Raw genomic sequence first — 23,743 nt, 5'->3', positions numbered from 1 at the left:
AGTGACCAGGGATCAAGCGTAAGGCAGATATCGGACTTTTTACGGAACTGTCAACGGTTACGACTCAAACAACATCCGTTTCCTCAGCGCCTTGATCCGGTCCCGGATCCGGGCCGCCTGTTCAAAGGCCAGTTCCTTGGCCGCCGCCTGCATTTGTGCTTCCAGATCAAGAATCGCGGACTCGATATTGTCGACGGGGCCATAGGCAGCCGGCGCTTCGGCGACCTGTGCCGGTTCGGTCTCGGCCGGTTCGTAGGCCATGTCGAAAATGTCCGTGATGGCTTTATGGACGGTTTTCGGGGTGATGTGGTGTTTTCGATTATACCGCTGCTGAATGGTCCGCCGCCGGCTGGTTTCTTCGATGGCCTGCCGCATGGAAGCGGTTATCCGGTCGGCATAAAGGATGACCGTGCCGTTGACGTTTCTGGCTGCACGGCCGCACGTCTGGATCAGAGAGCGCGCGGACCTCAGAAAGCCTTCCTTGTCCGCATCGAGGATCGCCGCCAGGGACACCTCGGGAATATCCAGCCCTTCGCGCAGCAGATTGATGCCGATCAGGGCGTCGAATTTGCCCACCCGCAGGTCCCGGATAATGTCCATGCGTTCCATGGTGGAAATATCGGAATGCAGGTATCGCACGGCCAGCCCCAGATCCGTATAATACTCGGTGAGGTCTTCGGCCATCCGTTTGGTCAGGGTGGTCACCAGAATCCGTTCCCCGCGCTGCTGCCGGTCACGAATCTCCCCATACAGGTCATCCACCTGGTGACGCGCAGGGCGCACATGTATTTTCGGGTCGATGAGACCGGTGGGCCGAACGATCTGCTCCACCACCTGTCCTTCGGCGGCCGCCAGTTCATAGTCAGCCGGTGTGGCCGACACATAGACGATCTGGTGGATTCGCCGGGACCATTCGTCGAATTTCAGCGGCCGGTTGTCCAGGGCCGACGGCAACCGGAATCCATAGTTGACCAGGGTTGTCTTGCGGGACCGGTCCCCTTTGTACATGGCCCGAATCTGAGATACGGCGATATGACTCTCATCCACGAAGACGAGAAAATCCTTGGGGAAATAATCCAGCAGTGTCGGCGGCGGCTGGCCAGGCAAGCGTCCGGTCAGATGCCGGGAATAGTTCTCAATACCGTTGCAGTAGCCGATCTCCTGAATCATTTCCAGATCGAAGCGGGTGCGTTCTTCAATGCGCTGGGCTTCGATCAGTTTGTTTTCATCGCGAAAGAAATCGACACGGCCCTTGAGTTCCTCGACGATGGTCCGGGTGGCGCGCTCCAGGGTCGCCCGGCGGGTGACGTAGTGGCTGGCCGGGAACAGGGTCACCTTGTCCAGGTGTCCCATCGTGGTCCCTTTGAGCGGATCGAATTCGAAGATATTCTCGATCTCATCACCAAAATAATCGATCCGGATCGCCTTGTCCTCCTCGTAGGCGGGAAAGATTTCAACGCGGTCGCCACGCACCCGGAAAACCCCGCGGTGGAAATCCATATCGTTTCGCTGGTAATGGATCGACACCAGCTGGTAGAGCAATCGTTCCCGCGGCAGATCCATGCCGGCCTCGATGTCGATGCGCATGGAAAGGTAATCTTCCGGCGCCCCCAGGCCGAAAATGCACGACACGCTGGCCACGACCACCACGTCGGTTCGCGACAGCACATTGCGCGTGGCAGAATGACGCATTTTATCGATCAACTCATTGATGGACGAGTCTTTCTGGATATACGTGTCGGTGGTCGGCAGGTAGGCTTCGGGCTGGTAGTAGTCGTAGTAGCTGACAAAATATTCGACCGCATTGTCTGGAAAGAGCTGGCGGAATTCGTTGTAGAGTTGGGCGGCCAGGGTTTTGTTGGGCGCCAGGATCAGCGCCGGCCGGTTGACCCGGGCGATGATGTTGGCCATGGTGAAGGTTTTGCCGGAACCGGTGACCCCCAGCAGTACCTGGCTCCGGGCGCCTTCCTGGATCCTGGCCGCAATGGTATCGATGGCTTGGGGTTGATCGCCGCAGGGCGTATGTTCGGAAACCAGCTTAAACGATGACATGGTCGATCAGGTGGCGACTTTCCAACGGGTCCCGTCCGCCTTGTCCTCGAGAATGATTCCGTCTTTTTCCAGCTGCTGCCTGATCTCGTCGGCCCGCTTCCAGTTCTTTTCGCTGCGAGCCACCGTCCGTTCGGCAACCAGCGCGTCGATGGCGTCCGCTGAAATGGCCATGTCCCGAAGCCGCGTCCGGCTCCGCTGCTCGAAATAGGATTGCCAGGACTGCTGGAGGATGCCGAGTGCCTGGCCCATCCGGACCAGGTCGGCCGACAGGGTCGCGAGCGATCCATCGGCCGGCGTGGTGGCTTTGCCGCCGTCCACGATCCGATTGGCTTCCTTCACCAGGTTAAAGAGAATCCCGACGCCTTTGGCGGTGTTGAAATCGTCGTTCATGGATTCGCAAAAGGTTTGCCAGTAGGCGCCGCCGGGCGACGTGCCGGCGGCGATGCCGGCTTCCTCGTCGATGCGTTTGACCAGGCCGTAAACCTTGTCCAGCGCCTTTTCCGACTCTTTCAGATTGCGGTCGGAAAAATCGATGGGGCTGCGGTAATGGCTGGAAAGCAGGAACAGGCGGACGGTTTCGGGATGGTAGGTGTTCAGAATGTCCCTGATCATCAGAAAATTGTTCAAGGACTTGCTCATTTTCTCGTTGTCGATGTTCACGAACCCGTTGTGCATCCAATAGCGGGCGAAGGGTTTGCCGTGGGCGGCCTCGGACTGGGCGATCTCATTTTCATGGTGGGGAAAGATCAGATCCTTTCCGCCGCCGTGGATATCGAAGGTCTCACCCAGAAACCGGCAACTCATTGCCGAACACTCGATATGCCATCCCGGCCGGCCTTTCCCCCAGGGACTCGGCCACGACGGTTCGCCCGGCTTGGCTGCTTTCCACAGGACGAAGTCGAATGGATTGCGCTTGTTTTCATTGATTTCTATGCGGCTCCCGGCCACCATGTCCGCCAGTTTACGACCGGACAGCTTGCCGTATTCACCAAAGGTCTCCACCGCGTAAAAGACGTCGCCGTCAGCGGTATAGGCAGCCTTTTTGTCAATCAGGGTCTTCACGATGCCGATAATGTCGTCGATATGCTCGGTGACCCTGGGTTCCCGGTCGGCGCGGATCACATTCAGCGCGTCCATATCACGGTAGAACTCGGCGATATACTTTTCGGCCAACCGGCGAGCATCCATGCCCACCTCCCCGGCCCGGTTGATAATTTTGTCATCCACGTCCGTGAAGTTGCGGACATAGGTCACCTGATACCCCATGGCCCGCAGGTAGCGCACGACCACGTCAAACACCACGACCGAACGGGCATGTCCCACGTGGCAGTAATCATAGACGGTGGGGCCGCAGACATACATCTTGACCTGGCCGGGCACCATCGGCTCAAAGGTTTCCTTGGTTTTTGTCAGGGTGTTGTAAATTCGCATGGCCATCTTTGAAAAACCTCGCGCGACGGGTTATCTGCCGGCTGCCGGCGTTGTGGTCTGAAGCAGGGCCACGCACATGGCGGCGATTCCATCACCCCGTCCAATGACGCCGAGACCTTCGGTGGTGGTGGCCTTGATATTAATGGTCCCGGGATCCACGGACATGCAGTCGGCCATTCGCAGGGCCATCCGTGCTTTATGGGGAGACAGCCGGGGCGCCTGGGCAAAAACGGTGGCGTCCATATTGACCAGGGCAAAGCCGCGGGCTTTTATCCGGCGGTAGACGGACGTCAGCAGTTCAATGCTGTAGATGCCCCGATAGCGGGGGTCGGTATCGGGGAAATGGTCGCCGATGTCGCCCATTCCCGCTGCACCCAGAAGGGCGTCGCAGGCTGCATGCACCAGGACATCGGCGTCGGAATGACCCTCGAGGCCCTTGTCAAAGGGGATCGTTTCCCCACCCAGCACTAATTCTCTGCCCGGTTCCAACCGATGAATGTCATATCCCAGACCGATGCGTGTCATAAGCTGTTTATTCTCATTCGGCACTGCCGTTAAACGCTGATATATAGCACACCTGGCGCAAAGCGTAAAGCTGCACCCGACGTTGACACATCGCCCCTCGGGATTGGAAAAAGCGCCTCTCAATCATTCGGAAGGCGGCTTGGGGCCGACAACGGAAAAGGCCTTCACCGGTCTAAATTTGCCCCTGGCCCGGACCTTTCCCAGAGGTACGGCCTCGAACCGGTCTTGAACCAAGCCCCATGTTTCTTCCGAGACCAGAATCTGACCCGGCAGCGCCGAAGAACAGAGGCGGGAGGCGGTGTTGACGGTGTCGCCGATAACCGAATAGCTCATGGTGTGGGAGGACCCGATATATCCTGCCATGAGGTTGCCGGTGTTGATGCCGATGCCGACTTTGATTTCCGGCCCTCCCTCGGCCATGTTTTTTCGATTGAATCCGGCCAGTGCCGTTTGCATGTCCAGGGCGGCCATCACCGCCCGGTGGGGGTCGTTGTCGTGCTCGACGGGGGCTCCCCAGATGACCATCATTTCATCGCCGATGAATTTATCCACGGTGCCTTCATGACGGAATACCACTTCGACCAGCACTTCGTAGTACTCGTTGAGCAGGCGGAGCACCTCCGACGCCTTATTGTTCTCACTCATGGTGGTGAACCCGCGGATGTCCACGAAAAGGACCGTTGCCACCCGGTCCTTGCCCCCTTTTTCCACCTTCAGTTCTCCCGACACCACGCGTTCGGCCAGATCCGGTGAAAGTAACCGCTGAAAACGTTCGCGGGTGGCGGCGTCACGCTCCAATGTGGCTTCCGCCTTTTTGCGTTCATTGATCGTGTACTGGGCATGGGACCCGAAAATGGCGAAGAGGCACAGCACGATCAGCCGTGTCCACACTTCGTCCAGGTTGACCCCGAGCAGTTGTTCGAACAAGTTGTCATAGGTGGTAAAAATGGACAGGAAGGAGTCGAGAATCCAGTAGATTACCGCCAGGGTGAACCCGATCACCATCATGTGGTCGGTCAGTCGAACAGAACGGTTGGGCGTTTTCATCGGTGGCTCTGCTGGAAAAGGATTACACAAGTTTCTCGTCGGACCCGGTTCGCCGGCTGAATGGTGCTGCAACTGACCTGCACGGCTGCACGGGACTGACCGAAGCAATGAAAATAGAAGCCTGAGATTTTTTTTTCAAGAGCAAATGCGCCCGGGGAGATGGTTTTATGATCGGAATACATCAATCGAGCGGTGGAATGTTGACCCGGCGCCAGTGGCACGACAGCCCGTCAGCCGGGTAAATATCCAATAATAAAAAAATGATAAGTCCATTGCCATCGGTTTTTAAGTCTTGACAAATGCCGTTGAAATAGTTCAACATCGGGTCGTTTTAAATGTGCTACCGCGTTGCCCTTCTCTGCCGGAAAGGCCCGACGGGCAGATGATGGCGGCAACGCGCGCTTCATCCGGGAACCGCCAAATCGATACGGAGCACTGCATTGGCACGAAAGGACGAGATCTCTTCCACCGAAAAGCTGCTGGATCTGATCCGTGATACCCCCTCTCCGCCGCCGTCAGGCAATGCCCCCCCTCCTGCCCAAGCGTCTCCGAAGCCCGGACTGTTTGACGCCCTGACCTTCCAGAAACCGATTGGCATCGGCGTTGAAATCGGCACCGGCGACATCAAAATCGCCAAAATCAACCGGATTTCGGATAAAGCCTACACGCTTACAGACTACACCGCCACTTCCGTCGAACCGGTCACAGCATTCGACAACCCGGGTCTGGCCAGATCGCTCTCGGAGATATTGTCCCGGACCTGCACCGGACTGAAACGGTATGAAATCTGGTGCTGCGTGGCGTCGGCAAAAGTGGAAACCCGTTACATCCGCATTCCCAAGCTTCCCAAGAAACAGATTCCCAATGCCGTTTTCTGGACCTTCTCCAAGGAGGTCGAATTCAACGACAAGGAGATGCTGCTCGATTTCAGGATCCTGGGGGATGTGCACGAGAACGGCATGACCAAAACCCAGGTGATGACATTTACGATTCCCATCGCCGAAACCCAGGCCCTGAAACGGCTCTTTGCCAGGGCCGGTTACCCGCTTACCGGCATTTCGATTGTTCCCTTTGCCATTCAGAACCTTCTGAGAACCGGCGTTGTTCCATACCGCGGGCACAATACCTGCTGTCTTTTCATCGGAAGGGACTGGTCGCGCATCACCATTTACGCGGACGGCGACCTTATCCTGTCACGGGGAATCAAGGCCGGCATGCACAGCATGATCGACGCGCTCTCCAGCCACTATCGGCCTCCGTCGGCCGACGACATCCCGGTGATGCCGGACAGGGACCACACGGACAGCCTGCCCCACGGCGACATGGATGCACACGATGCCGCCGCCTATGAGGATTTCCATCGGTACCTGGAAACCGACGGCGCCACTGAGGCGACTCCGGCGGGGGAAGGGAAAAAACCGGTTGATATCTTTCAGGCCATTCTTCCGGCCGTCGAACGGCTGGTCAAACAGGTGGAGCGTACGATCTCTCATTTCTGCATGCATTTCAAACGTTCGGGTGTGGGAGAACTTCTCATTTCCGGCCGAGTGACAGGCAGCCCGGCCATCATTTCCCACATCGGCGAACAATTGGGTGTGCCGGTCCATGTTCTGAACCCGTTTCCGCACCCGCATCCGTTCACCCGGGAAGTGGCCATACCGGCCAACCCGTCGATAAAAGAGAGCTTCGTGCCTGCCATCGGCATCGCCCTTTCCTCAAACGACCTGACGCCGAACTTTCTCTTTACCTATCGTCATCGCGAAAAAAGGGACCGGGCCCGCAAGATCAGGATCGGCATTTCCGCCGCCTGTATCGGCGTTCTTGTCCTTTTGTTATGCGGGTTCCTGTGGCAGGAAAACCGCATCACCGCCAAGGCCGCCGAAGTGGAGCGGTTGATCCAGAAAAGGGATGCGTTCAATGTTCCGCTGACCCGGGACCTGGTCATGGCGCTTTATGCCAAGGTGAACCAGAAACGAAACCGCATCACCACACTCAGCCGTCGCTACTATGGCTCCGCCGTCATTTCAGAAGTCAGCACGCTGGTTCCGGACAACATTCAGCTGATCGCCCTGCGTGCCGATATGGATGCATCATCGACGCATTCGAATAAGAAACCCGCGCGTACATTGGAGCTGGAAGGTATCGTCACGGGAGACCGGCTCCGATTTGAAACAGACCTGGCGAGTTACCTGCTGACCATGGAGGCGTCTCCGCTGTTCAAAAAACCCGCTGTAAAAAGCAAACGCCTTCAGTTCCTCGATGACCGGCAAGTGCTGCGGTTCTCCATACGTTTTGAACTGGCATGACCGGGTTGATGAAATAAGGACCGACAAGAGAACGCCATGGCCGACTCCAAAAACCAAAGCAGCCCCATATTGGTGATTCTCTGTGCCCTGGGCGTGTTCGCCTTTCTGCTCATGGTGATATACCCGAACCATCGCAGCATAAAGGAGTACGACCGCCGGATCGCGTTGCTGAACGAAGAAATTGCCCTGCGGCAGACACTGGCACCGGTATACGGGCAGTTGATCGAACGGGTGCGCCTTGCACCGTCGACCCGGTTAAAAACCCCGAAAAAAAAGACGCTGGATATTAAAAACGGCGGTCGGCTGACCAGCCTTTTTCAGAGGGTGGCTCTTACAGCCGGCGTGGTGCTCGAGGGGGTGATCCCCGATGCCCGGGCCTATGAGAGGGGAGACGGCCGGCTCACTGTCGACGTGATTTTTCGTGGCCCGTTCGCACCCCTTCAGACCCTGATCAACACCATCGTCGAGCAGCCTTTCGTGGAGCGGATTCAGCGCATTCAAGTAAAAAACAGCGATGACGGCAAATGGATCAAGCTGTCCGTTTCACTGTTGCACAATTCAGCGCATACGGATTCTCAATGACGGGTGCCCATAGCCATGTCTAAAAGGGAAAAAATCATTTTGTCTGCGATGGCCGTCACCATGCTGTTGGGTGCGTATCTGTATTTCGACCCCGGGGCGTTGGTCGGCAGACGGGGCGTCGAAATACGATCTGACGCCTGGACGCGTGATTTTGTCCAGCAGGTGGTGAAAACCTTCAAGGAGGATACGAAACTTGCCAGGGAATTGTTTGCCATCCGCAGGGCCGAACGAGAATGGGGAAAAGACCCGTTCTTAAAAGGTGAGGCCCTTTTGTCGGATACCCGCCGGGCGAACGATCCTGACCGTGCGCCTGCCGGGGCCGCCAGCCGGCCGGACCTGGCATACACCGGATTTCTCGAGGTGGGCAACCGGCGTCTGGCGATTATCGGCGGTATGGAGTACGCATCGGGAGAGACCATTGACGGCCGGGGGTACTACGTTCGCCGCATCCAGCCGCATCAGGTTGAAATCGGCAAACGAAATGCAGCGGATACGATTATCTTGAAACTGACGGAATTTGAAGCCGGTATGGGAAAGTAGTGTTCGGACGGGTACAAAAACGATAGACCACCAGGGAGCCCCATGTTATCCAATTTTCGCAGCCAATGGGTATCGGTAGCGCTGGCATCCATATTCATGTTGATCGGTTTCAGCGGATGCGCTCAGCAAAAGGCTCAACAGAAAGAGACGGTTTTCGACCAGTGGCGGGCCCGGGCTGCCGAATCGAAAGGGTTTTCTCCGCCGGAGCAGCATCGTATCATCGATATGCCCCAGGCCATGACCCCATCCGTCCCGGCCGGGTCGGTAGGAACAGAAACCGTGAAGCCCCTGCCCGACAAGCCGGTGACCCTCAAAATCCACCAGGCGGACATTGCCGTGCTTCTGCGGGCGCTGGCGCGCTCCGTGGGCATCAGCATCATTGTCAACGACACGGTCAAGGGCGGCACCAGCCTGAATGTCGATAAGATTCCATGGAATCAGGTTTTCGAAGGCATCCTGAAGACGCACGGCCTGTCCTACGCCTGGGAAGGCAACCTGCTTCGCATCGTGACCCTGGAGGACAAGGCAACGATTGTGCGCGGCCTGGAGGCCGACCAGAAAATTCTGTCCAAGCGACGGGAAATGGAACTGTCGGAGCCGATGCTGACCAAGATCATCCACGTCGACTACGCCGATGCCGCCAAATTAAAAACCAACCTGGAGAAGTTTTTGAGCCAAGTGGGCGACGGGAAGCCACTCGGATCGGTGCTGCTGGACGAACACAACAACGCGCTCATTATTCAGGCCACCCGGAACGATCTCGAACGCATGATCGCATTGATCACCGAACTGGACCAGCCCACGGCCCAGGTTCTGATTGAAGCGCATATCATCGAAGCCACCAGTGAAACCGCCAGGGAACTGGGTGTGCAATGGGGCGGGCTGTATACCGGCAATGATTATTGGGTGACTCCCAATGCCGGCGATGCCATCGGCCTGACTGCCGGCGAGGCGGTAGACCCGTCGTCCGGCTGGGCGTCGAATTTTCCCGCGGACGTATCGGGTGCCTCGGTGGAGGGTGCCGGGTTTGCGCTGGGCATGATCGTTCAGTCCGGCGACCTGCTGCTTTCCGCCCAGCTCAATGCCCTCGAAGAGGAGGGCAAGCTCAATATCCTGTCAAAACCGTCGATTACCACACTGGACAACCAGACCGCCATCATAGAAAGCGGTGACGAGGTCCCCTTCCAGACCGTGGACGACAACAAAGTCCAGATCGAGTACAAAAAAGCCGTTCTGCGGCTGGAGGTGACGCCCCATGTCATCGAAGGCGACACCTTGAAAATGGATATCATCACCAACAAGGATGAGCTGGATTTTACCCGCACCGTCTCGGGCAACCCCACGGTGATCACCAAAAAAGCCGAAACCAATGTGGTTCTTTTTGATGGCCAGACAACAGTCATCGGCGGGCTGAACAAACAGACCGACCGGGACCTGGATTACGGTCTTCCCTGGCTTCGCCATGTCCCCGGTCTGGGATACCTGTTCAAGGGAGAATCCAGTAACCGTCAGATGCAGGAGCTTTTAATCTTCATTACGCCCCACATCCTGAAAAGACGGCCGCCGGTGACAGCGGGCACGCCGGCTCCGGTTCAATAGCACCCCATTCGTCCGGTGACAGCCGCACGAAAACAGGAAGATCGGTTTTACCGGTAACATCAGCTATGGACTATTTCACCATTCTCAATCTGGATCGGGAACCCTTCGCCAACTCCCCTGACCCGAATTTTTTTTTCCAGTCCCGGCAACATGTGGACTGCCTGCAGAAGCTCGAACTGGCCCTTCGGCTGAAGCGGGGGCTCAACGTCGTCATCGGTGCCGTTGGCGCAGGGAAAACCACCCTGTGCCGGACGCTGCTGAAAAAGTTGGCCCGGGATCGGTCGATCGAATCCCACCTGATCCTGGATCCGTCATTCCCCTCCCCGGCGGCCTTTCTGGAAAGCATCTGCACCATGATCGCCGGCAGGAAGGTCTCAGGCGATGATGCGCATCATTGCAAAGAGCGGATCAAACATCACCTTTTTCAAAAAGGGGTCCACGAAGACAAAACGGTCGTCCTGATCATCGATGAAGGTCAAAAACTCCCGGAATTCTGTCTGGAAGTGCTCAGAGAATTTCTTAACTATGAAACCAACGACCACAAACTGCTTCAGATCGTTTTGTTCGCCCAGGAGGAATTTCAGGACATCCTGGACCGTCGCGCCAACCTGGCAGACCGGGTGAACCTGATCCATTTTCTGGGTCCGATGGGTTTTGCCGACACCGCTGAGATGATCAATTTCCGGATCAGGTGCGCCAGCGGCCAGCCCCGCCCCCCCCGGTTGTTCACCTGGCTGGCCCTGCGGGCCATTTATCGTGCGACGGGCGGATTCCCCCGTAAAATCATAAACTTGTGCCACCAATGCATGCTGGCCCTGATCGTCCAGAACCGAACCCGTGTCGGCTGGGGGCTGGTCCGATCGTGCATGGGGCGCTCACTGGTCCGGCACAGGCGGGCGGGTCGAAAGGCATGGGCCCCGGTCACGCTGGCACTGGCCGTTGCGGTGGCCATGGGTGCGGTTCATCTGTTTTCGCCGGGCTGGCTGCCGTCGCTCTCCTTGCCGGAGGGCAACCCGCCGTCTGCAAAAACGGGGGAAAAGCACCCTTCAACGTCCGGCATGCCGGCTGACACCGCGCAGCCAATGACAGCGGGAAAGCCGGACGTATCCCTTTCGCCCGTCGATGAAAAGCGGGTTGTTGCCGGCACCCGCATCCCTTCGCCCGCACCTCAGGAATCGGCTGCCGGCCACGAGGCGTCAATGGCACCGGGGAATGTCGGGGAGGCCGCTTTATCGGCGGTCCGGGAGTGGACGGCGGATATCCCCTTACCGCCCCCCCCCTCACTGCTCGGCGCATTGCGCGTCAAAAAGAACGACACGCTGGGATCGATGGTTCAAACGGTTTACGGGGATTTGCGCAGCCGCTATTTCAATGCCGTGCTGCAAGCCAACCCCCACATCGGTAATGCGGATGCCATTCGTCCAGGAGACACCATCGCCTTCCCGGCATTTCAAATCCCCTATAAGCCGCGGCCATACCCGTTGTGGTGGATCAGGCTGGGAAAAAGCGAATCTCTGGAAGCTGCTTTCCGATGGGTCAGGGCCGCTGAAAAAAAGGAAAGCCCGGTGATGCGGATGATTTCGACATGGTCCCCTCAGGCCGGAATGGAACATGGAATTTATGTTTCCGGCTATTTTTTCAATCGTTCCGCGGCCGAAGCCATGAAAGCGGAATTGTCAGCCGAACCTTCCGTTTCCGCCGAAATCGTATCCGGATGGCCATCGGAAAGCATTCTTTTTAGCGACCCTGTTCTGGGCAAAGGATATTGAAGCGGGTGAATGCGTGAAAGAAAAGAAGAAACTCGGAGAAATGCTGATCGACGGCGGCCTCCTGACTGAAGAAGAGCTCAAGCAGGCGGTTGTCGAACACAAACGCAGTGGGATCAAACTGGGTGAATACCTGGTGCGGGAGGGGATTGTCAGCAGTTCGGAAATCGTGAACCTGGTCTCCCGGCAGCTGGTCATCGAAAAATACCGGCCGGAGACCTATCCCATTGACATCACCCTGGCCAATGTCATCCCCCTGGAAATGTGCCAGAAACATCAACTGGTTCCCATTGAAAGGACCAGCCACCTGCTGAAAATCGCCATGACCGACCCCATGGACATCAATGCGCTGGACGCCATTGAGGTGTACACGAACATCGAGGTGGAGGCGGTCATCTGCACGTACCAGGAGCTCAACCACATGATATCCAGCCTTTTCGGCACCTATTCCTCTATCGGCGGGGTGCTGGACGGCATGAGCGAAATGCAGATCGAAAGCGCCCAGGACACCGAATCCGCCGCCATGACGGAGGATGTGGAAGTCAATTCCCTGCACGATATGGCCGAGGAGGCGCCGGTCATTCGCCTGGTGAACTCAATTTTATCCCAGGCGGTCCGGGAGGGCGCCAGCGACGTCCACATCTCGCCGGAAAAGGACTTCGTCCAGGTCCGGTTTCGGGTGGACGGCAAGCTGCATGAAGTGCCCGCTCCCCCAAAATCACTGATTCTTCTTATCATTTCACGGCTGAAGATATTGTCCAACATGGACATTTCCCTCTCCCGGATCCCCCAGGACGGCCGTTTTACGATCCGCATGGACAACAAGGAGATCAACATCCGGGCGTCGACCATCCCCACCATATACGGGGAAAACATGGTGCTGCGGCTGCTGGATACCAGCGCCGGCGTTTATTCGCTGGAACACCTGGGCATGAGCCAGGCGGATATCCGCAAACTGGCGCCCATTATCACCAAACCCTACGGCATGATCCTGAGCACGGGGCCGACGGGAAGCGGCAAGAGCACCACCTTGTATTCCATACTCAAAAAAATCAATCAGCCGGATATCAACATCATCACCATCGAGGACCCGGTCGAATACCGGATCAACAAGATCCGTCAGATCCAGCTCAACCGCAAGGCCGGGATGACATTTGCCAGCGGGCTGCGATCCATCATGCGCCAGGACCCGGATGTCATCATGGTCGGGGAGATCCGCGATTCGGAAACCGCCGGTATTGCCGTTCAGAGTGCCCTCACCGGCCACCGGGTGCTCAGCACGGTCCACACCAACGATGCGGCCGGTGCCATTACCCGTTTTATCGACATGGGCATCGAGCCGTTTTTGGTGTCATCGGTGATGCTGGTTTCCATTGCCCAGCGATTGGTGCGAAAGGTCTGCCCCTATTGCAAAAGATCCTGGAAGCCGCCCCGCGCCGCGCTCTCATACTGGGGGCTGGACAACGTCCAGGGGGCTGATTTCGTCCAGGGAAAAGGCTGCTTCAACTGCATGGACAAGGGGTATAAAGGACGTACCGGAATATTTGAAATCCTGGTCATCGACGAGATGGTTCAGGAGATGATCCTGCGCCGGGCGTCGGCCCAGGAAATCATGCGGTCTGCCAGGGAATCGGGCAGCCTGCGCACCCTGAAAGACGATGCCATGCAGAAAGTGCTCGAAGGGGAAACCACCCTCGACGAAGCCGTTTCTGCGGTAATGATGTAAACGATGGCCGATCGACGATCATGACCAAATACTATTACCAGGCAATTACCGAAAACGGCAGCTCCGTTTCCGGATCCATCGACGCCGAATCCACGGAAGGTGCCAGCAGCGCCCTCGTGGCCCGGGGGTATATTCCCCAGAAAATTAGCGATGCCTCCCGGTCGGGGATGGGGGCGTTCATGAACGAGCTGCGGGAGAAACTCACACCGGTCAGGATCCCCGAGCTGATCCTGTTTACGAAACAGCTCAGGACGCTGATCCGTGCCGGTGTCCCCATGCTGAAGCTTCTCCAGGTGCTCGAGAACCAGACCGAAAACATCAAACTGAAGCGAATCATCGTATCCATTTCCCAGGATATCCGTGAAGGCGGCAGTCTGTATGACGGATTCAGGAAATACCCCGCCGTTTTTTCGCCCCTGTACTGCAGCATGCTCCATGCCGGCGAAACCAGCGGTGCCTTGCCCGAGGTCCTGGACCGCCTGATCTACATCCTCGATCATGACCATAAAATTCGTTCCGATATCCGTTCAGCCCTCCAATACCCGGTGATCGTGATGGTCTCCCTGGTGGTTGCCTTCCTGATCCTGCTGACCATGGTGATTCCCAAGTTTGCCGCTATTTTTCTCAAGTCCGGTCTTCAGTTGCCCCTTCCAACCTTGATTTGTATCAGATTTTACGCGATTCTGGCCGCCTACTGGCCGGTGGTGATCCTGTTGGTCGCCGCAATGGCGGCCTTAATCAAAATTTACCTCAACACGGATAACGGCAAATTCAGGCGGGATCGGCTGATCCTTCATCTGCCACTGGTGGGGGAGATGGTGCGAAAGGCCGCCATGGCACGGTTTGCAAGTATTTTTGCCATCCTGCAAAGCAGCGGCATCTCCGTTCTGGAAACCATGTCTATTTTGTCCCAGACCATCAACAATGCCGCTTTGTCAAAAGCCTTCGCGACCATCACCGAACGGCTGGAAGAGGGCCGCGGGATCGCAGGGCCGCTGGCCACATCACCGTATTTTACGCCGATCATCATCAACATGGTCGCCATCGGTGAAGAATCGGGGAACCTCGATGAAATGCTTCACGAGGCGGCAGGCCATTACGATGCCGAACTCGAATTTGCCATGAAGCGGATCTCCGATTCCATTGGCCCGATATTGACCGTATGCCTGGCCGCGGTGGTTCTTTTCTTCGCACTGGCCATTTATCTGCCCATGTGGGACCTTGTGAAAATGGTTAAGTAATGAAAGATATTCGTTTCAACATCAGCCTGTACGTCCTCATACCGGTCATTTTTGCCGGCATCGCCATATTGTCGATCATCGTCACCTACAATACGACGACCTTTTATCTTTCCAAATCCATGGACCCGCAATGGCCTGTGTTCGGGTGGGGGGTGCTGTTGATCGCATTCACCTTGATCTGCGGCCTCCTGATCGTAAAATTCATGATCGATCCGGTAAAACGGTTCGTCATAAGAACCAAAGATTTAGGCGTGGTTAAAAATGTCCACACGACGGCGCGCATCGCTTCCGCCGACGATGACATGGGCAGGTTCGCCATGGTGTTCGACCAGGTTACGGAACTGCTCGGCAAGGTGGAAGCCCGGCAGCTGTTTCCGGACATCGTCGGCCAGAGCAAGGTGATGCGCGGGGTGTTCAATCAGATTGTCAAAGTCGCCCCCAGGGAATCGACGGTACTGCTGACCGGGGAAACCGGCACCGGAAAGGAACTGATCGCCCGCAGTATTCACCAGCACAGCAAACGGCAGGACCATCCTTTCATCGCCATCAATTGTGCGGCCATTCCGGAAGGGTTGCTGGAAAGCGAGCTGTTCGGCCACGAAAAAGGCGCCTTTACCGGTGCAAACACAAGAAAACCCGGGAAATTGGAACTGGCTGACGGGGGCACGCTTTTTTTGGATGAAATCGGGGATATGCCGCTGGAAACCCAGGCAAAGGTCCTTCGCGCCATCGAGGAAAACACCATTGAACGGGTGGGTGCCATCAAGCCGATTACCGTCGACGTCCGCTTCATTGCAGCAACGAATCGCAATCTGGAAAAAATGGCCGAAAACGGCCTTTTCCGCCAGGATCTGTTTTATCGCCTTAACGTTTTCTCCATCCTGCTGCCGCCATTGAGACACCGTCGCGAAGACATTCCCCTGCTGGCCGAAAAATTTTTGAATCAAAGAAAAAAAGATCTTTCCATTTCTTCGGAAGCGCTGCAGTTGCTGATGACCAATGACTGGCCTGGAAATGTGAGGGAATTGAAAAATGCCCTGGAGTCTGCCGCCGTTCTGGCAGATGACAAAATTCTTCCGGTCCATCTGCCCTTTTCATTGAAACGGAATGGAGCCATATCCGGCACCACCATTAACACGAATGAAACCCTGTCCGATGCCGCCGGTGAAAAAGTGGATTTAGATCGCCGTATCAAAGATTATGAACGCAGGATGATCGCAGATGCGCTTCGGCAATCAGGAGGGGTGCAGGTCAAGGCGGCTGCCCTCCTGGGCATCAAGGAGCGAAGCTTGTGGCACAGGATCAAGAAACATCAGATCGATATTGCCGATTTCAAGACCTGAACAGACAAAAAAGATCTTCAATTATTGTAGCATCGTCCTTCAATAATTGTAGGAGTTGCTTTTTTTCACAAAGTCATCTATTGAAATTAAATTGATGCGGATAGTTTGAAAAATATTGATCTACCGTTTTTCCTGTTAGTTAAGTGCCAATGAGGCCTTTTTCAATATTTTTGGCATCGACTGTGCTCCGGATTCCGTAAACTATAATTTTTCTCCTGCTGAGGCGAGGTTCTATGGCTGCTGAACGAAAAAACGAAAACATCCTCCGAAACCAGAAGGGTTTTACCCTGGTCGAAATAATTGCCGTCCTGGTCATCTTGGGAATACTGGCCGCCGTGGCCATTCCCAAATATTTTGATCTTCAAAGCGAAGCCCGTGACAAAGCCCTGGATGCGGCCCTGGGTGAAGGCGTCGGACGGGTGAATCAACATTTTGCCAAACAATTGCTTCAGGGCAATACGCCGGGCCAGATCGTCTACAGCAACGCTGATGATTCCATCGGGACCAATCTCGGTGATTTCACCCTGGACACGGTCTCCAGCGGAAACAATATCACGCTGACGGTAACGGGAAATTCGGGGACCCAGCTTGACGGGCAATCAAAGACGCGGACGATTCCACGCCCGGGGTCCCCCTGATTCCTTTTATCGCCATTGAAAATTCGATGCGGGGATACGGTCGCTGCCGTTCAGCGGCCGTGTTCCGCGTTTTGGGCCGCCCGCTTCAGCGAAAACGAAATCACTGAAAAAAGATGGTCCGGGGCCGGGATAGCGATCACCCTGTCCAGGTGTTTCTCCTCATCCAGACGGTCCTGCAGCCAGAGGTCCAGCCGCTTACCGCCTTTCTTCGCCATCAGACCGGCAACGACACGGTCCAGCCTTCGGTCGTCTCCGGTTTGATCGTACAATCCGACCAGAACCAATGCGGCGATCATACTGTCCGGGCGTTTTTTGTGATAGGCCTGCCAGAAAAAGCGCGCTTTCGGTAAATTGCCCCTCAAACGATACAGTTCACCGAATATCGCCAGTGGTTCCTCAAAACCGGGATGTTGGCGTCTGGCTTCCCGGGCGTACGCGAACGCCGTGCCGGTCTTTCCCATCATCAATTGGAGTTCACTCATCATCGTGAGAAAAACGGCGTCTTGCGGCCATTTTTCAAGGGCCTTCCGGACGGTCGCCACGGCCGCTTCCACGTGGTTGTTGATCAGGTAGCTCCTGCATAGTGCCCCCCACATTTTTTTTGAATTCAAGGTAGTGGTAACGGCCCTTTGAAAACAGGCCAGGGCCCGCGCATGATCCTGTTCGATCGACTGGTAATACAGGCCCAGATTGTAATCGGTCACCCCTTCCTGGGAAAGGTTGAAATACCGGCCCGAGGCCTTTGCGCGCTGTAACCGTTCAAAGGCCTCGCCATACTCGCCCCGCTTCATCAGTTCAACGGCGTAGTTGTTTTGCACAACCCCCAATCCAGGCGATTTCCGGGCGTTATCCTTCCAGTAGACCAGCCCGTGGCGGAACAGGCCGTTGTAGGCATGGGTCGAATGCCCCATGGATGCCAGAACCACTGATCCGCCGAGGAGCAGCAGCAATTGGAGTTTCCGATGGTAGGCAAAATATCGCAGGCTGTGGACAAACAGCATCACCGGCAGGGAGAACAGCATCATCGAAGGGATATAGTTGCGGTGTTCGAAAATCAGTTCAAGTCCGATAAAGGATGCCTCGATGGCATGGTTGAGGAAGAAGAAAAGGATCGCGAACCCGGCAAACGGATGGCGATCGGCAAGCCGGAACAGGGAGAAAAAAAGAACCAGGAACACCAGAATGATGGACAGGGGGGTTGTCCACGGCGACCAGAACGAGGTCGACACGTCAATATCATGAACGAGGGTCATTTCAGAAAGCAGCGGATAAAACAGCAGCTTCAGGTAGATCCACATCACCCGCGATTGGGTCATCACCCTTTCCAGAGGCGTGTAGGGTCGATTCACATAGCCGTCCAACAGGCTGCCGGGGGAGATGTACAGCATTCCGACAACGATCACCATGGCCAGGGCCGGCAAGCCCCATTTCAGCATTTCTTTGAAACCGGCACGCGGCATCCCCCGAAGGATCAGGATCTCATAGAAAAACAGGGAGGCCGGCAGCATGGCGCTGTTTTCTTTGGATGCAAATGCACACAGGGCGCAGAAGCCGCATGCAAGGAACCCTGCGGCCATGCCCGCCCGTGTCACGGCGGTTCGCGCCTGGAGATACCCGTACATCCCCATGATGGTGAACATGCCGGCCATGGAGGCCATCCGCTGGACAATATAGGTCACCGCCGTCACCTGGACGGGATGAATTGCCCAGATGAGGGCGGATAAAAAAGCGGTCAGGTGGGCCCGGTCACGGTGGCGGTTGTCGGAACCGGGCATTACCATCAGGGATTTTTTTATGAAAAGGTACAGAAAGGTTGTCGCCGTCAGATGGATCAGGAAGTTGACCACATGGTATCCGACCACCTGGTTCTTCCCCCAATACCAGTTCAGTGCAAAGCTGAGATAGGCCAGTGGGCGCCTGATCTTGTGAGCCTTTTCCGGGTTTTCCGACTCCAGAAAAAAGGTCTTTTTCAGGGATGCGGCGTTGATTTGCGCCATATGAACATTTTTATTCTCAAGAATGTTGGCTGCATCATCGTATATCCAGGTGCCTGAAAAGCCAGGGGCGTAAACAATGAGAAGGACGAGGAGGAAAAACAGGACCGCCGACAGGGCCTGTCCCGTTGAACGGCGGACCTGAAGAAAATGCATATCGCCGGATACGCTGACGGTGTTATCCGGTCTGGCAGAAGCTGCGGAAAGGTATGGGTTCACATCCGGCCCTTATCCTTGTTTTTTTTAGGCGCTCATGGCAACGGATTGATCGGTCGGCCCTGAAGGGCTATTACGGCAAAACGGTACGAAAAACAATATAGATCAGGATATCAGCGCCTTGTTGCGGATGTTATGGCAGGCTGATGCCATTTCAGGCCATTGTCTCCCCGGGGGAAAACCCGCCGGCGGTCATCGCTGCCGCCGTTAAGGGGTCGCGAAAAAGCGCGATCCGTCCATCCTGCCGGTCCTCGTTTCAAAGTCCTCGCGTGCCGGCGGCGGGGTTCATTTGAGGTTTTATTCGGCCTTGACATCTGATATTCAGACGGCATGCGCTTATTTTCTCAATCAATGCCCATCCTTGTTGGGTGAAAAATTTTATCCTCGGAATACCAACGATATGCGTCCGGTAAAATATTTCACACCTCTCGATCCCGGGCAACCTTCCTCATGTCCGGGCGGATACCAACTTCGGGATCGGCGGGGATTCACCACCCTGGAGGTGCTGGTCGTGCTGATCATCATCGGCATCATCAGCGTAATGGTTATCGGCCGCGGGGATGTGGGCCTGACCGACCTTCCGGCCCAGACCGAAGTCATTAAATCTCACATCCGCTATACCCAGTCCAGATCAATGAACGCCGATCGAACATGGGGGATACACTGTGATGACGACGGGCAGGCCTACTGGCTTTTTGTCGACGGCGACCCCGACAATGAGAGCCATAAACGAAAACTTCCCGGGGAAGCATCCGAGACGGTTGACCTGAGCCGGTACCAGCTGGCGCTGACACCGACAACACTTTCCTTTGACGATCGCGGGCGCCCCTGCTCCGACGCGGAGGGGAAGGAATTGCTGACCGGTGATTTGATCCTGACGCTGTCTGCCGGTGCCGGTGCAACCACAACCATCGTCATTACCCGGAACACGGGGTTTGTCCCATGAATTCCCTTCGACCTGACGACTCGGGTTTCACCCTGATCGAAATCATCATCACCCTGACCGTTGCCGCCATCCTGTCGGTCATGCTGGTGCAGTTCATGGGAACCAGCATATCGAGGAGCACGGAGCCCGCCTTATCCATGCAGGAAGGCATGGCCCTGCAGGCCATCATGGAAAACATGAATGCGGACTACAAGCAGTTGCTGCTCACCGCCACCTCGCCTCTCGACACCTTTAAAGCCAGGGTGGCGGCCGGGTCTTACGGCACCTGCGCGGTCGTAGCAAACGACTACATAAAATTTGAAGATAATTCAGAGGCCGCCTGCGACACGGATTGCAAACTGCTGAAAGTGACGATATCCATGGGCGACCATTCACTGACATCCCTGTTTGCCCGATGATGCGCTGAGGATTTCGATGAAAGCAGCCGCAACAGCAACCTCCATTCCCCTCCCGCTTCGACGGGACGCCGGTTTTACGCTGATCGAGATCATCGTTTCGCTGGTGATTGCCGGCATACTCGCATCGGTAGCCGGTATGGGAATTGTGTCGGCCATCAGCGGATACGCCGTCGTGCGTGAAAATGTGGACCTGTCCGAGAAAATCCAGCTGGCGGGAACCCGGATCCAGCGGGAACTGCTCGAATTGACGGATATCGACGACTGGAATGCCACAAGGCCCTATATCGTCTATTATTCCGCGACCGGCCGGCGCCAGGCCATCGCCAGGGCCGGCGATACCGTCCGGCTGTACAACGATCCCGGCGAAATCTCGGACGCCTATCTGGACAACAACGGTGACATCCTGACCGACCATGTCGATTCATTGGCGTTCAATTATTTCCAGGGCGACAGCAATTGGGCGGGAGAGGACATCCGCGAGCTGTCAACCATCGAATTCTCGTTGAAACTGGCCCGGTCCGAGGCTGCCGGAACGACGATGAACCTGACGACACGGGTGTTCCTCAGAAACAACGACAATTACGGCGGCAGCGCCGCCAGCGTGCCTGCCGCCCCGCCCAGCGGTGGGCGATATTCCTGTTTTATCGCAACCGCCGGATCCGGTGCGGGCAGCCTGGCCGGGCTGTGCAACCCGAAGCGGACCGCAATGCTGATCGGCTGGATACTTCTTGCGGGGGCGGGCTGCGGTCTCTTCAAAGCAGGCGGCCGGCAGCTTCCGTCCACGCCGATGGGGCGTCATTGCCGTGAGATGGGAGACGCCGCGGCATTCCCGTCCCTGCCGGATTCCGGATCATATCCCCAGGCGCGCGGCAGTGCGCTGATCGGCATTATCATCACGATGCTGGTCTTTGCCGCCCTGGGTGCGGCCATCGTCCCCATGATCAGTTCTTCCCAACTGCATCGCACGACCGCCGGGCGGTCCGCCCAGGCCTATTATCTGGCGGAATCGGGCCTGCGGTTCGCAGCCAGCCAATATCTCAACGCAACCGGTGAAGCGGCCCAGTTTGAAGCCCTCGACAACCTTCACGGGGTCACCCACCGCCTGCAGGACAACCGGGGGGACTTTACCGTCTCCGTCAATCCGTTTTATTTTGTCACCGCCATGGACCACACCGCCGCGACCACACTGGAAACACGAATCTACGGCAGTCCCGGGGTTTCATTTCCCCTGGCAGGCGGCAGCCTGAGTATCGCGGGCACCGTGTATACCTTTTCCGGCGCTTCCATTCTCGGGCAGCAGATTTCCTTTAACGGCCTGTCCTTGCCGCTGACGGTCAGCGCCGATACGCCGGTGTATCCGGTGGCCCGAACCAGCGCCGGCCAGACGCTTTCAAACGGCGGCGATCTCCGCCTCTCAGCGGGTACCGGAGACCTGTTCCCGGAGCGCAACGGTTCTTTTGTATTGCTGGAAAATACGTATACCTACCGTGAACGAACCGCCGAACCGGACACCCTTGTGGGCATCAGACGGACGGACGGTGTGGATTTTGCCGATTTGTCACTGGCTGCCAGTCAAGCGATCCGGCTGAAAAAGTTTGTCCAAATTACATCCAACGGTGTCGTTGGCAGTGGCGATACCCGGGCCTCGCGCGACATTGTCTACCACGTCCAGATCCCCGAAGAGAAAGAATCCCGGCGAATCGTTTTTGAAGAAACCTTCGACGACCTGGACGAGTGGAATCCATCCCTGCTTGGCGCCCATGACCTTGCCGACCTCGAAGGGAACAACGTGCTCAGGGTGACCGGGGTCACCCCGTCCGGTGGAGACATCCCCAGCGCCAGCCTGATCGCCCTGACAACCGATGCGGTGCAATTCGACCCCGACCGCTTCGACACCCAGGTCAAAATCGGGTATGAGCCCGAGTTGCCGGAATACTATCATGCGGGCATCAGCTTCCGGCTGACCGAGGGAGGCGATAAAACCTATGGGCTGTCATTTCAGCGGAGCAGCGGAAAAGGGGATCCATCCGACAACATATACGACAGATTGAAGCCTTTGGAAGACGATAAAAAAACAGCCATTGTTCTTTGGCAGTCCACCGGCAGCGATGCCAAACAATGGATGGCGGTCAAACAGATCTCAGACATCACCATAATTCCCCAAATAACGGACACCTTGTCCGACGCCGATTGGAGCGGTGGACCGGTTAACCTGTTCGCCTCGATCACAATCGAGTCACTGCCGATGCTGCCCTGTGACTTCAAAACAATGAAATTGGAACTGGTGGTCGAATGCACATCCGGAGATTGCAGTTCTCTATCGGTCGCTTTCGGCAGTAGCGTGAATTGGACGCCTGTTGATATCGCCAACCCGATGGAACATGACGTGACGGGCAGTCAAGGACAGCCCTATGTCCTTTCATTTCAAATCGTCACCCCTGCCCTGCCGGTTCCTGCACCGCAAATAGACCTTACATTAGACATCCTGGCCGATGATTTTGACATTCAAAACGCTACCCTGCTCTCCCGGTTCAAGGCGTCCAAGTCGCTTACATTTGAATACAATGGCCTTGAGGCGATTGAACCGGGTGACCGTATCTTTCAACCCAACGGTGCGTCCGCCAGCGTTTATGGCGATCCGTTGATGAATACCAATAACCCGGATAGCGGAACGCTGTTGCTGGACCAGGTTAACGGAAATTTTGAAATCGGGAACATCTCGGTGATCGGAAAAACCGATGTCGCCACGGTGACCGGTTCCTACGAGGATGCCTATCATTTCATAAAAGCGTATTATGGCACTGATTCCGGGTGTGGCACCCGGACGGACAACCCGCTGGACAGTGACAAAGGCGCCAACCCCATCGCAGGGGAATTGAACTGGCCGCCTGACGAGGGGATGCCCTGGACAGCGGAAAATGACAATTTCACCCTGATCCAATGGGATGCAGTCAATGACGATCTGCCAACGGTTTCCGTCATCTCCTCGGCAGCGGCAGAAAACACCGTCATTCGCAGTACCGAACCCTCCCTGACCGGATTGGGCGCCACGCTGGGTCTTCACACCTTCGGGAACGGATCTTTGAACGTCTATTTCGATGATTTCGGCTATCAGTCCTTCGTCGACCAGCCGGTGGCCATCAGCCAGCCCATTCAATATTGACGGATTCGTAAAAACACCGATATCCGTGTTGCGCTTCATCCCCCGTCACTGCGGCATACCGTCAGCAGGCGTCATTCTCCAAGGTGTCGCACGCCTTGATCCCGGGCAGAATAACCATTTGTGGATGGGCACGAACTAAACCTTGACCTTGTCCGGCAGCCTCAAGTAGAAAGGGTACCGGCCTTTGCAAATCCCTTCAGGGGCCGATTCTGGATACGGGACTTCCAACC

General features: G+C 56.3%; 17 protein-coding genes. 12 read left to right on the top strand and 5 right to left on the bottom strand.

Features of this window, described 5'->3' with window-relative positions:
* Positions 1-57: 57 nt before the first annotated feature.
* The 4 genes from uvrB to DSCA_RS04565 form a co-directional block, all read right to left on the bottom strand.
* On the bottom strand, positions 58-2,052 hold the full coding sequence (uvrB, locus tag DSCA_RS04580) for an excinuclease ABC subunit UvrB (protein ID WP_155315306.1): 1,995 nt from the start codon (positions 2,050-2,052) through the stop codon (positions 58-60).
* A 6-nt stretch (positions 2,053-2,058) separates the two neighbouring features.
* The gene (gene cysS, locus DSCA_RS04575) at positions 2,059-3,489 is read right to left on the bottom strand and encodes a cysteine--tRNA ligase (protein ID WP_155315305.1); all 1,431 of its coding nucleotides are present in this window, start codon (positions 3,487-3,489) and stop codon (positions 2,059-2,061) included.
* A 24-nt stretch (positions 3,490-3,513) separates the two neighbouring features.
* A complete protein-coding gene (gene ispF / locus DSCA_RS04570) occupies positions 3,514-4,008 on the bottom strand; it encodes a 2-C-methyl-D-erythritol 2,4-cyclodiphosphate synthase (protein WP_155315304.1) in 495 nt (164 codons plus the stop codon).
* Positions 4,009-4,131: 123 nt separating this feature from the next.
* A complete protein-coding gene (locus tag DSCA_RS04565) occupies positions 4,132-5,055 on the bottom strand; it encodes an adenylate/guanylate cyclase domain-containing protein (RefSeq protein WP_155315303.1) in 924 nt (307 codons plus the stop codon).
* A gap of 440 nt (positions 5,056-5,495) precedes the next feature.
* Here DSCA_RS04565 and DSCA_RS04560 point away from each other — a divergent pair, with 440 nt between their 5' ends.
* The 9 genes from DSCA_RS04560 to DSCA_RS04520 all read left to right on the top strand — a co-directional run bounded on the left by DSCA_RS04560 (position 5,496) and on the right by DSCA_RS04520 (position 16,796).
* The gene (locus DSCA_RS04560) at positions 5,496-7,361 is read left to right on the top strand and encodes a hypothetical protein (protein WP_155315302.1); all 1,866 of its coding nucleotides are present in this window, start codon (positions 5,496-5,498) and stop codon (positions 7,359-7,361) included.
* 36 nt (positions 7,362-7,397) lie between these two features.
* Positions 7,398-7,943, top strand: coding sequence for a type IV pilus inner membrane component PilO (locus DSCA_RS04555; protein WP_155315301.1), 546 nt, complete (start codon positions 7,398-7,400; stop codon positions 7,941-7,943).
* A 15-nt stretch (positions 7,944-7,958) separates the two neighbouring features.
* On the top strand, positions 7,959-8,483 hold the full coding sequence (locus DSCA_RS04550; protein ID WP_155315300.1) for a hypothetical protein: 525 nt from the start codon (positions 7,959-7,961) through the stop codon (positions 8,481-8,483).
* 42 nt (positions 8,484-8,525) lie between these two features.
* Complete coding sequence (pilQ, locus tag DSCA_RS04545; RefSeq protein WP_155315299.1) at positions 8,526-10,082, top strand: type IV pilus secretin PilQ; 1,557 nt, start codon at positions 8,526-8,528, stop codon at positions 10,080-10,082.
* A 65-nt stretch (positions 10,083-10,147) separates the two neighbouring features.
* On the top strand, positions 10,148-11,851 hold the full coding sequence (locus tag DSCA_RS04540) for an AAA family ATPase (RefSeq protein ID WP_155315298.1): 1,704 nt from the start codon (positions 10,148-10,150) through the stop codon (positions 11,849-11,851).
* A 13-nt stretch (positions 11,852-11,864) separates the two neighbouring features.
* On the top strand, positions 11,865-13,574 hold the full coding sequence (locus DSCA_RS04535) for a GspE/PulE family protein (protein ID WP_155315297.1): 1,710 nt from the start codon (positions 11,865-11,867) through the stop codon (positions 13,572-13,574).
* A 20-nt stretch (positions 13,575-13,594) separates the two neighbouring features.
* Complete coding sequence (locus DSCA_RS04530; protein ID WP_155315296.1) at positions 13,595-14,815, top strand: type II secretion system F family protein; 1,221 nt, start codon at positions 13,595-13,597, stop codon at positions 14,813-14,815.
* A complete protein-coding gene (locus DSCA_RS04525; RefSeq protein ID WP_155315295.1) occupies positions 14,815-16,158 on the top strand; it encodes a sigma-54 interaction domain-containing protein in 1,344 nt (447 codons plus the stop codon). The genes DSCA_RS04530 and DSCA_RS04525 overlap by 1 nt, the downstream gene beginning before the upstream one ends.
* Before the next feature lie 233 nt (positions 16,159-16,391).
* Positions 16,392-16,796, top strand: coding sequence for a type IV pilin protein (locus DSCA_RS04520; protein ID WP_155315294.1), 405 nt, complete (start codon positions 16,392-16,394; stop codon positions 16,794-16,796).
* Positions 16,797-16,846: 50 nt separating this feature from the next.
* Here DSCA_RS04520 and DSCA_RS04515 read toward each other — a convergent pair whose 3' ends face one another.
* Entirely contained in the window at positions 16,847-19,009 is a 2,163-nt protein-coding gene (locus DSCA_RS04515) for a tetratricopeptide repeat protein (protein ID WP_155315293.1), read from the bottom strand.
* A 397-nt stretch (positions 19,010-19,406) separates the two neighbouring features.
* Here DSCA_RS04515 and DSCA_RS04510 point away from each other — a divergent pair, with 397 nt between their 5' ends.
* Genes DSCA_RS04510 through DSCA_RS04500 form a run of 3 tightly spaced genes read left to right on the top strand, consistent with a single transcriptional unit; the run spans position 19,407 to position 23,513 of the window.
* Positions 19,407-19,952 (top strand): prepilin-type N-terminal cleavage/methylation domain-containing protein, encoded by a 546-nt coding sequence (locus DSCA_RS04510; RefSeq protein WP_155315292.1) that lies wholly within the window; start codon positions 19,407-19,409, stop codon positions 19,950-19,952.
* Complete coding sequence (locus DSCA_RS04505) at positions 19,949-20,350, top strand: PulJ/GspJ family protein (protein WP_155315291.1); 402 nt, start codon at positions 19,949-19,951, stop codon at positions 20,348-20,350. Before DSCA_RS04510 ends, DSCA_RS04505 begins: the two co-directional genes overlap by 4 nt.
* 16 nt (positions 20,351-20,366) lie before the next feature.
* On the top strand, positions 20,367-23,513 hold the full coding sequence (locus tag DSCA_RS04500) for a PulJ/GspJ family protein (RefSeq protein ID WP_155315290.1): 3,147 nt from the start codon (positions 20,367-20,369) through the stop codon (positions 23,511-23,513).
* The last annotated feature ends 230 nt before the right edge of the window (positions 23,514-23,743 follow it).

It is taken from the genome of Desulfosarcina alkanivorans (genome assembly GCF_009688945.1).
GTDB lineage: Bacteria > Desulfobacterota > Desulfobacteria > Desulfobacterales > Desulfosarcinaceae > Desulfosarcina > Desulfosarcina alkanivorans.
This window is presented reverse-complemented; position numbering and strand designations above follow the sequence as displayed.

What these genes read in the sequence shown, in the direction of transcription:
- DSCA_RS04510 (WP_155315292.1), top strand. Translation starts at nt 19,407, where the DNA reads ATGCGTCCGGTAAAATATTTCACACCTCTCGATCCCGGGCAACCTTCC.
- DSCA_RS04530 (WP_155315296.1), top strand. Translation starts at nt 13,595, where the DNA reads ATGACCAAATACTATTACCAGGCAATTACCGAAAACGGCAGCTCCGTT.
- DSCA_RS04525 (WP_155315295.1), top strand. Translation starts at nt 14,815, where the DNA reads ATGAAAGATATTCGTTTCAACATCAGCCTGTACGTCCTCATACCGGTC.
- DSCA_RS04520 (WP_155315294.1), top strand. Translation starts at nt 16,392, where the DNA reads ATGGCTGCTGAACGAAAAAACGAAAACATCCTCCGAAACCAGAAGGGT.
- DSCA_RS04500 (WP_155315290.1), top strand. Translation starts at nt 20,367, where the DNA reads ATGAAAGCAGCCGCAACAGCAACCTCCATTCCCCTCCCGCTTCGACGG.
- DSCA_RS04540 (WP_155315298.1), top strand. Translation starts at nt 10,148, where the DNA reads ATGGACTATTTCACCATTCTCAATCTGGATCGGGAACCCTTCGCCAAC.
- uvrB (WP_155315306.1), bottom strand. Translation starts at nt 2,052, where the DNA reads ATGTCATCGTTTAAGCTGGTTTCCGAACATACGCCCTGCGGCGATCAA.
- ispF (WP_155315304.1), bottom strand. Translation starts at nt 4,008, where the DNA reads ATGACACGCATCGGTCTGGGATATGACATTCATCGGTTGGAACCGGGC.
- DSCA_RS04505 (WP_155315291.1), top strand. Translation starts at nt 19,949, where the DNA reads ATGAATTCCCTTCGACCTGACGACTCGGGTTTCACCCTGATCGAAATC.
- DSCA_RS04550 (WP_155315300.1), top strand. Translation starts at nt 7,959, where the DNA reads ATGTCTAAAAGGGAAAAAATCATTTTGTCTGCGATGGCCGTCACCATG.
- pilQ (WP_155315299.1), top strand. Translation starts at nt 8,526, where the DNA reads ATGTTATCCAATTTTCGCAGCCAATGGGTATCGGTAGCGCTGGCATCC.
- DSCA_RS04555 (WP_155315301.1), top strand. Translation starts at nt 7,398, where the DNA reads ATGGCCGACTCCAAAAACCAAAGCAGCCCCATATTGGTGATTCTCTGT.
- DSCA_RS04565 (WP_155315303.1), bottom strand. Translation starts at nt 5,055, where the DNA reads ATGAAAACGCCCAACCGTTCTGTTCGACTGACCGACCACATGATGGTG.
- cysS (WP_155315305.1), bottom strand. Translation starts at nt 3,489, where the DNA reads ATGGCCATGCGAATTTACAACACCCTGACAAAAACCAAGGAAACCTTT.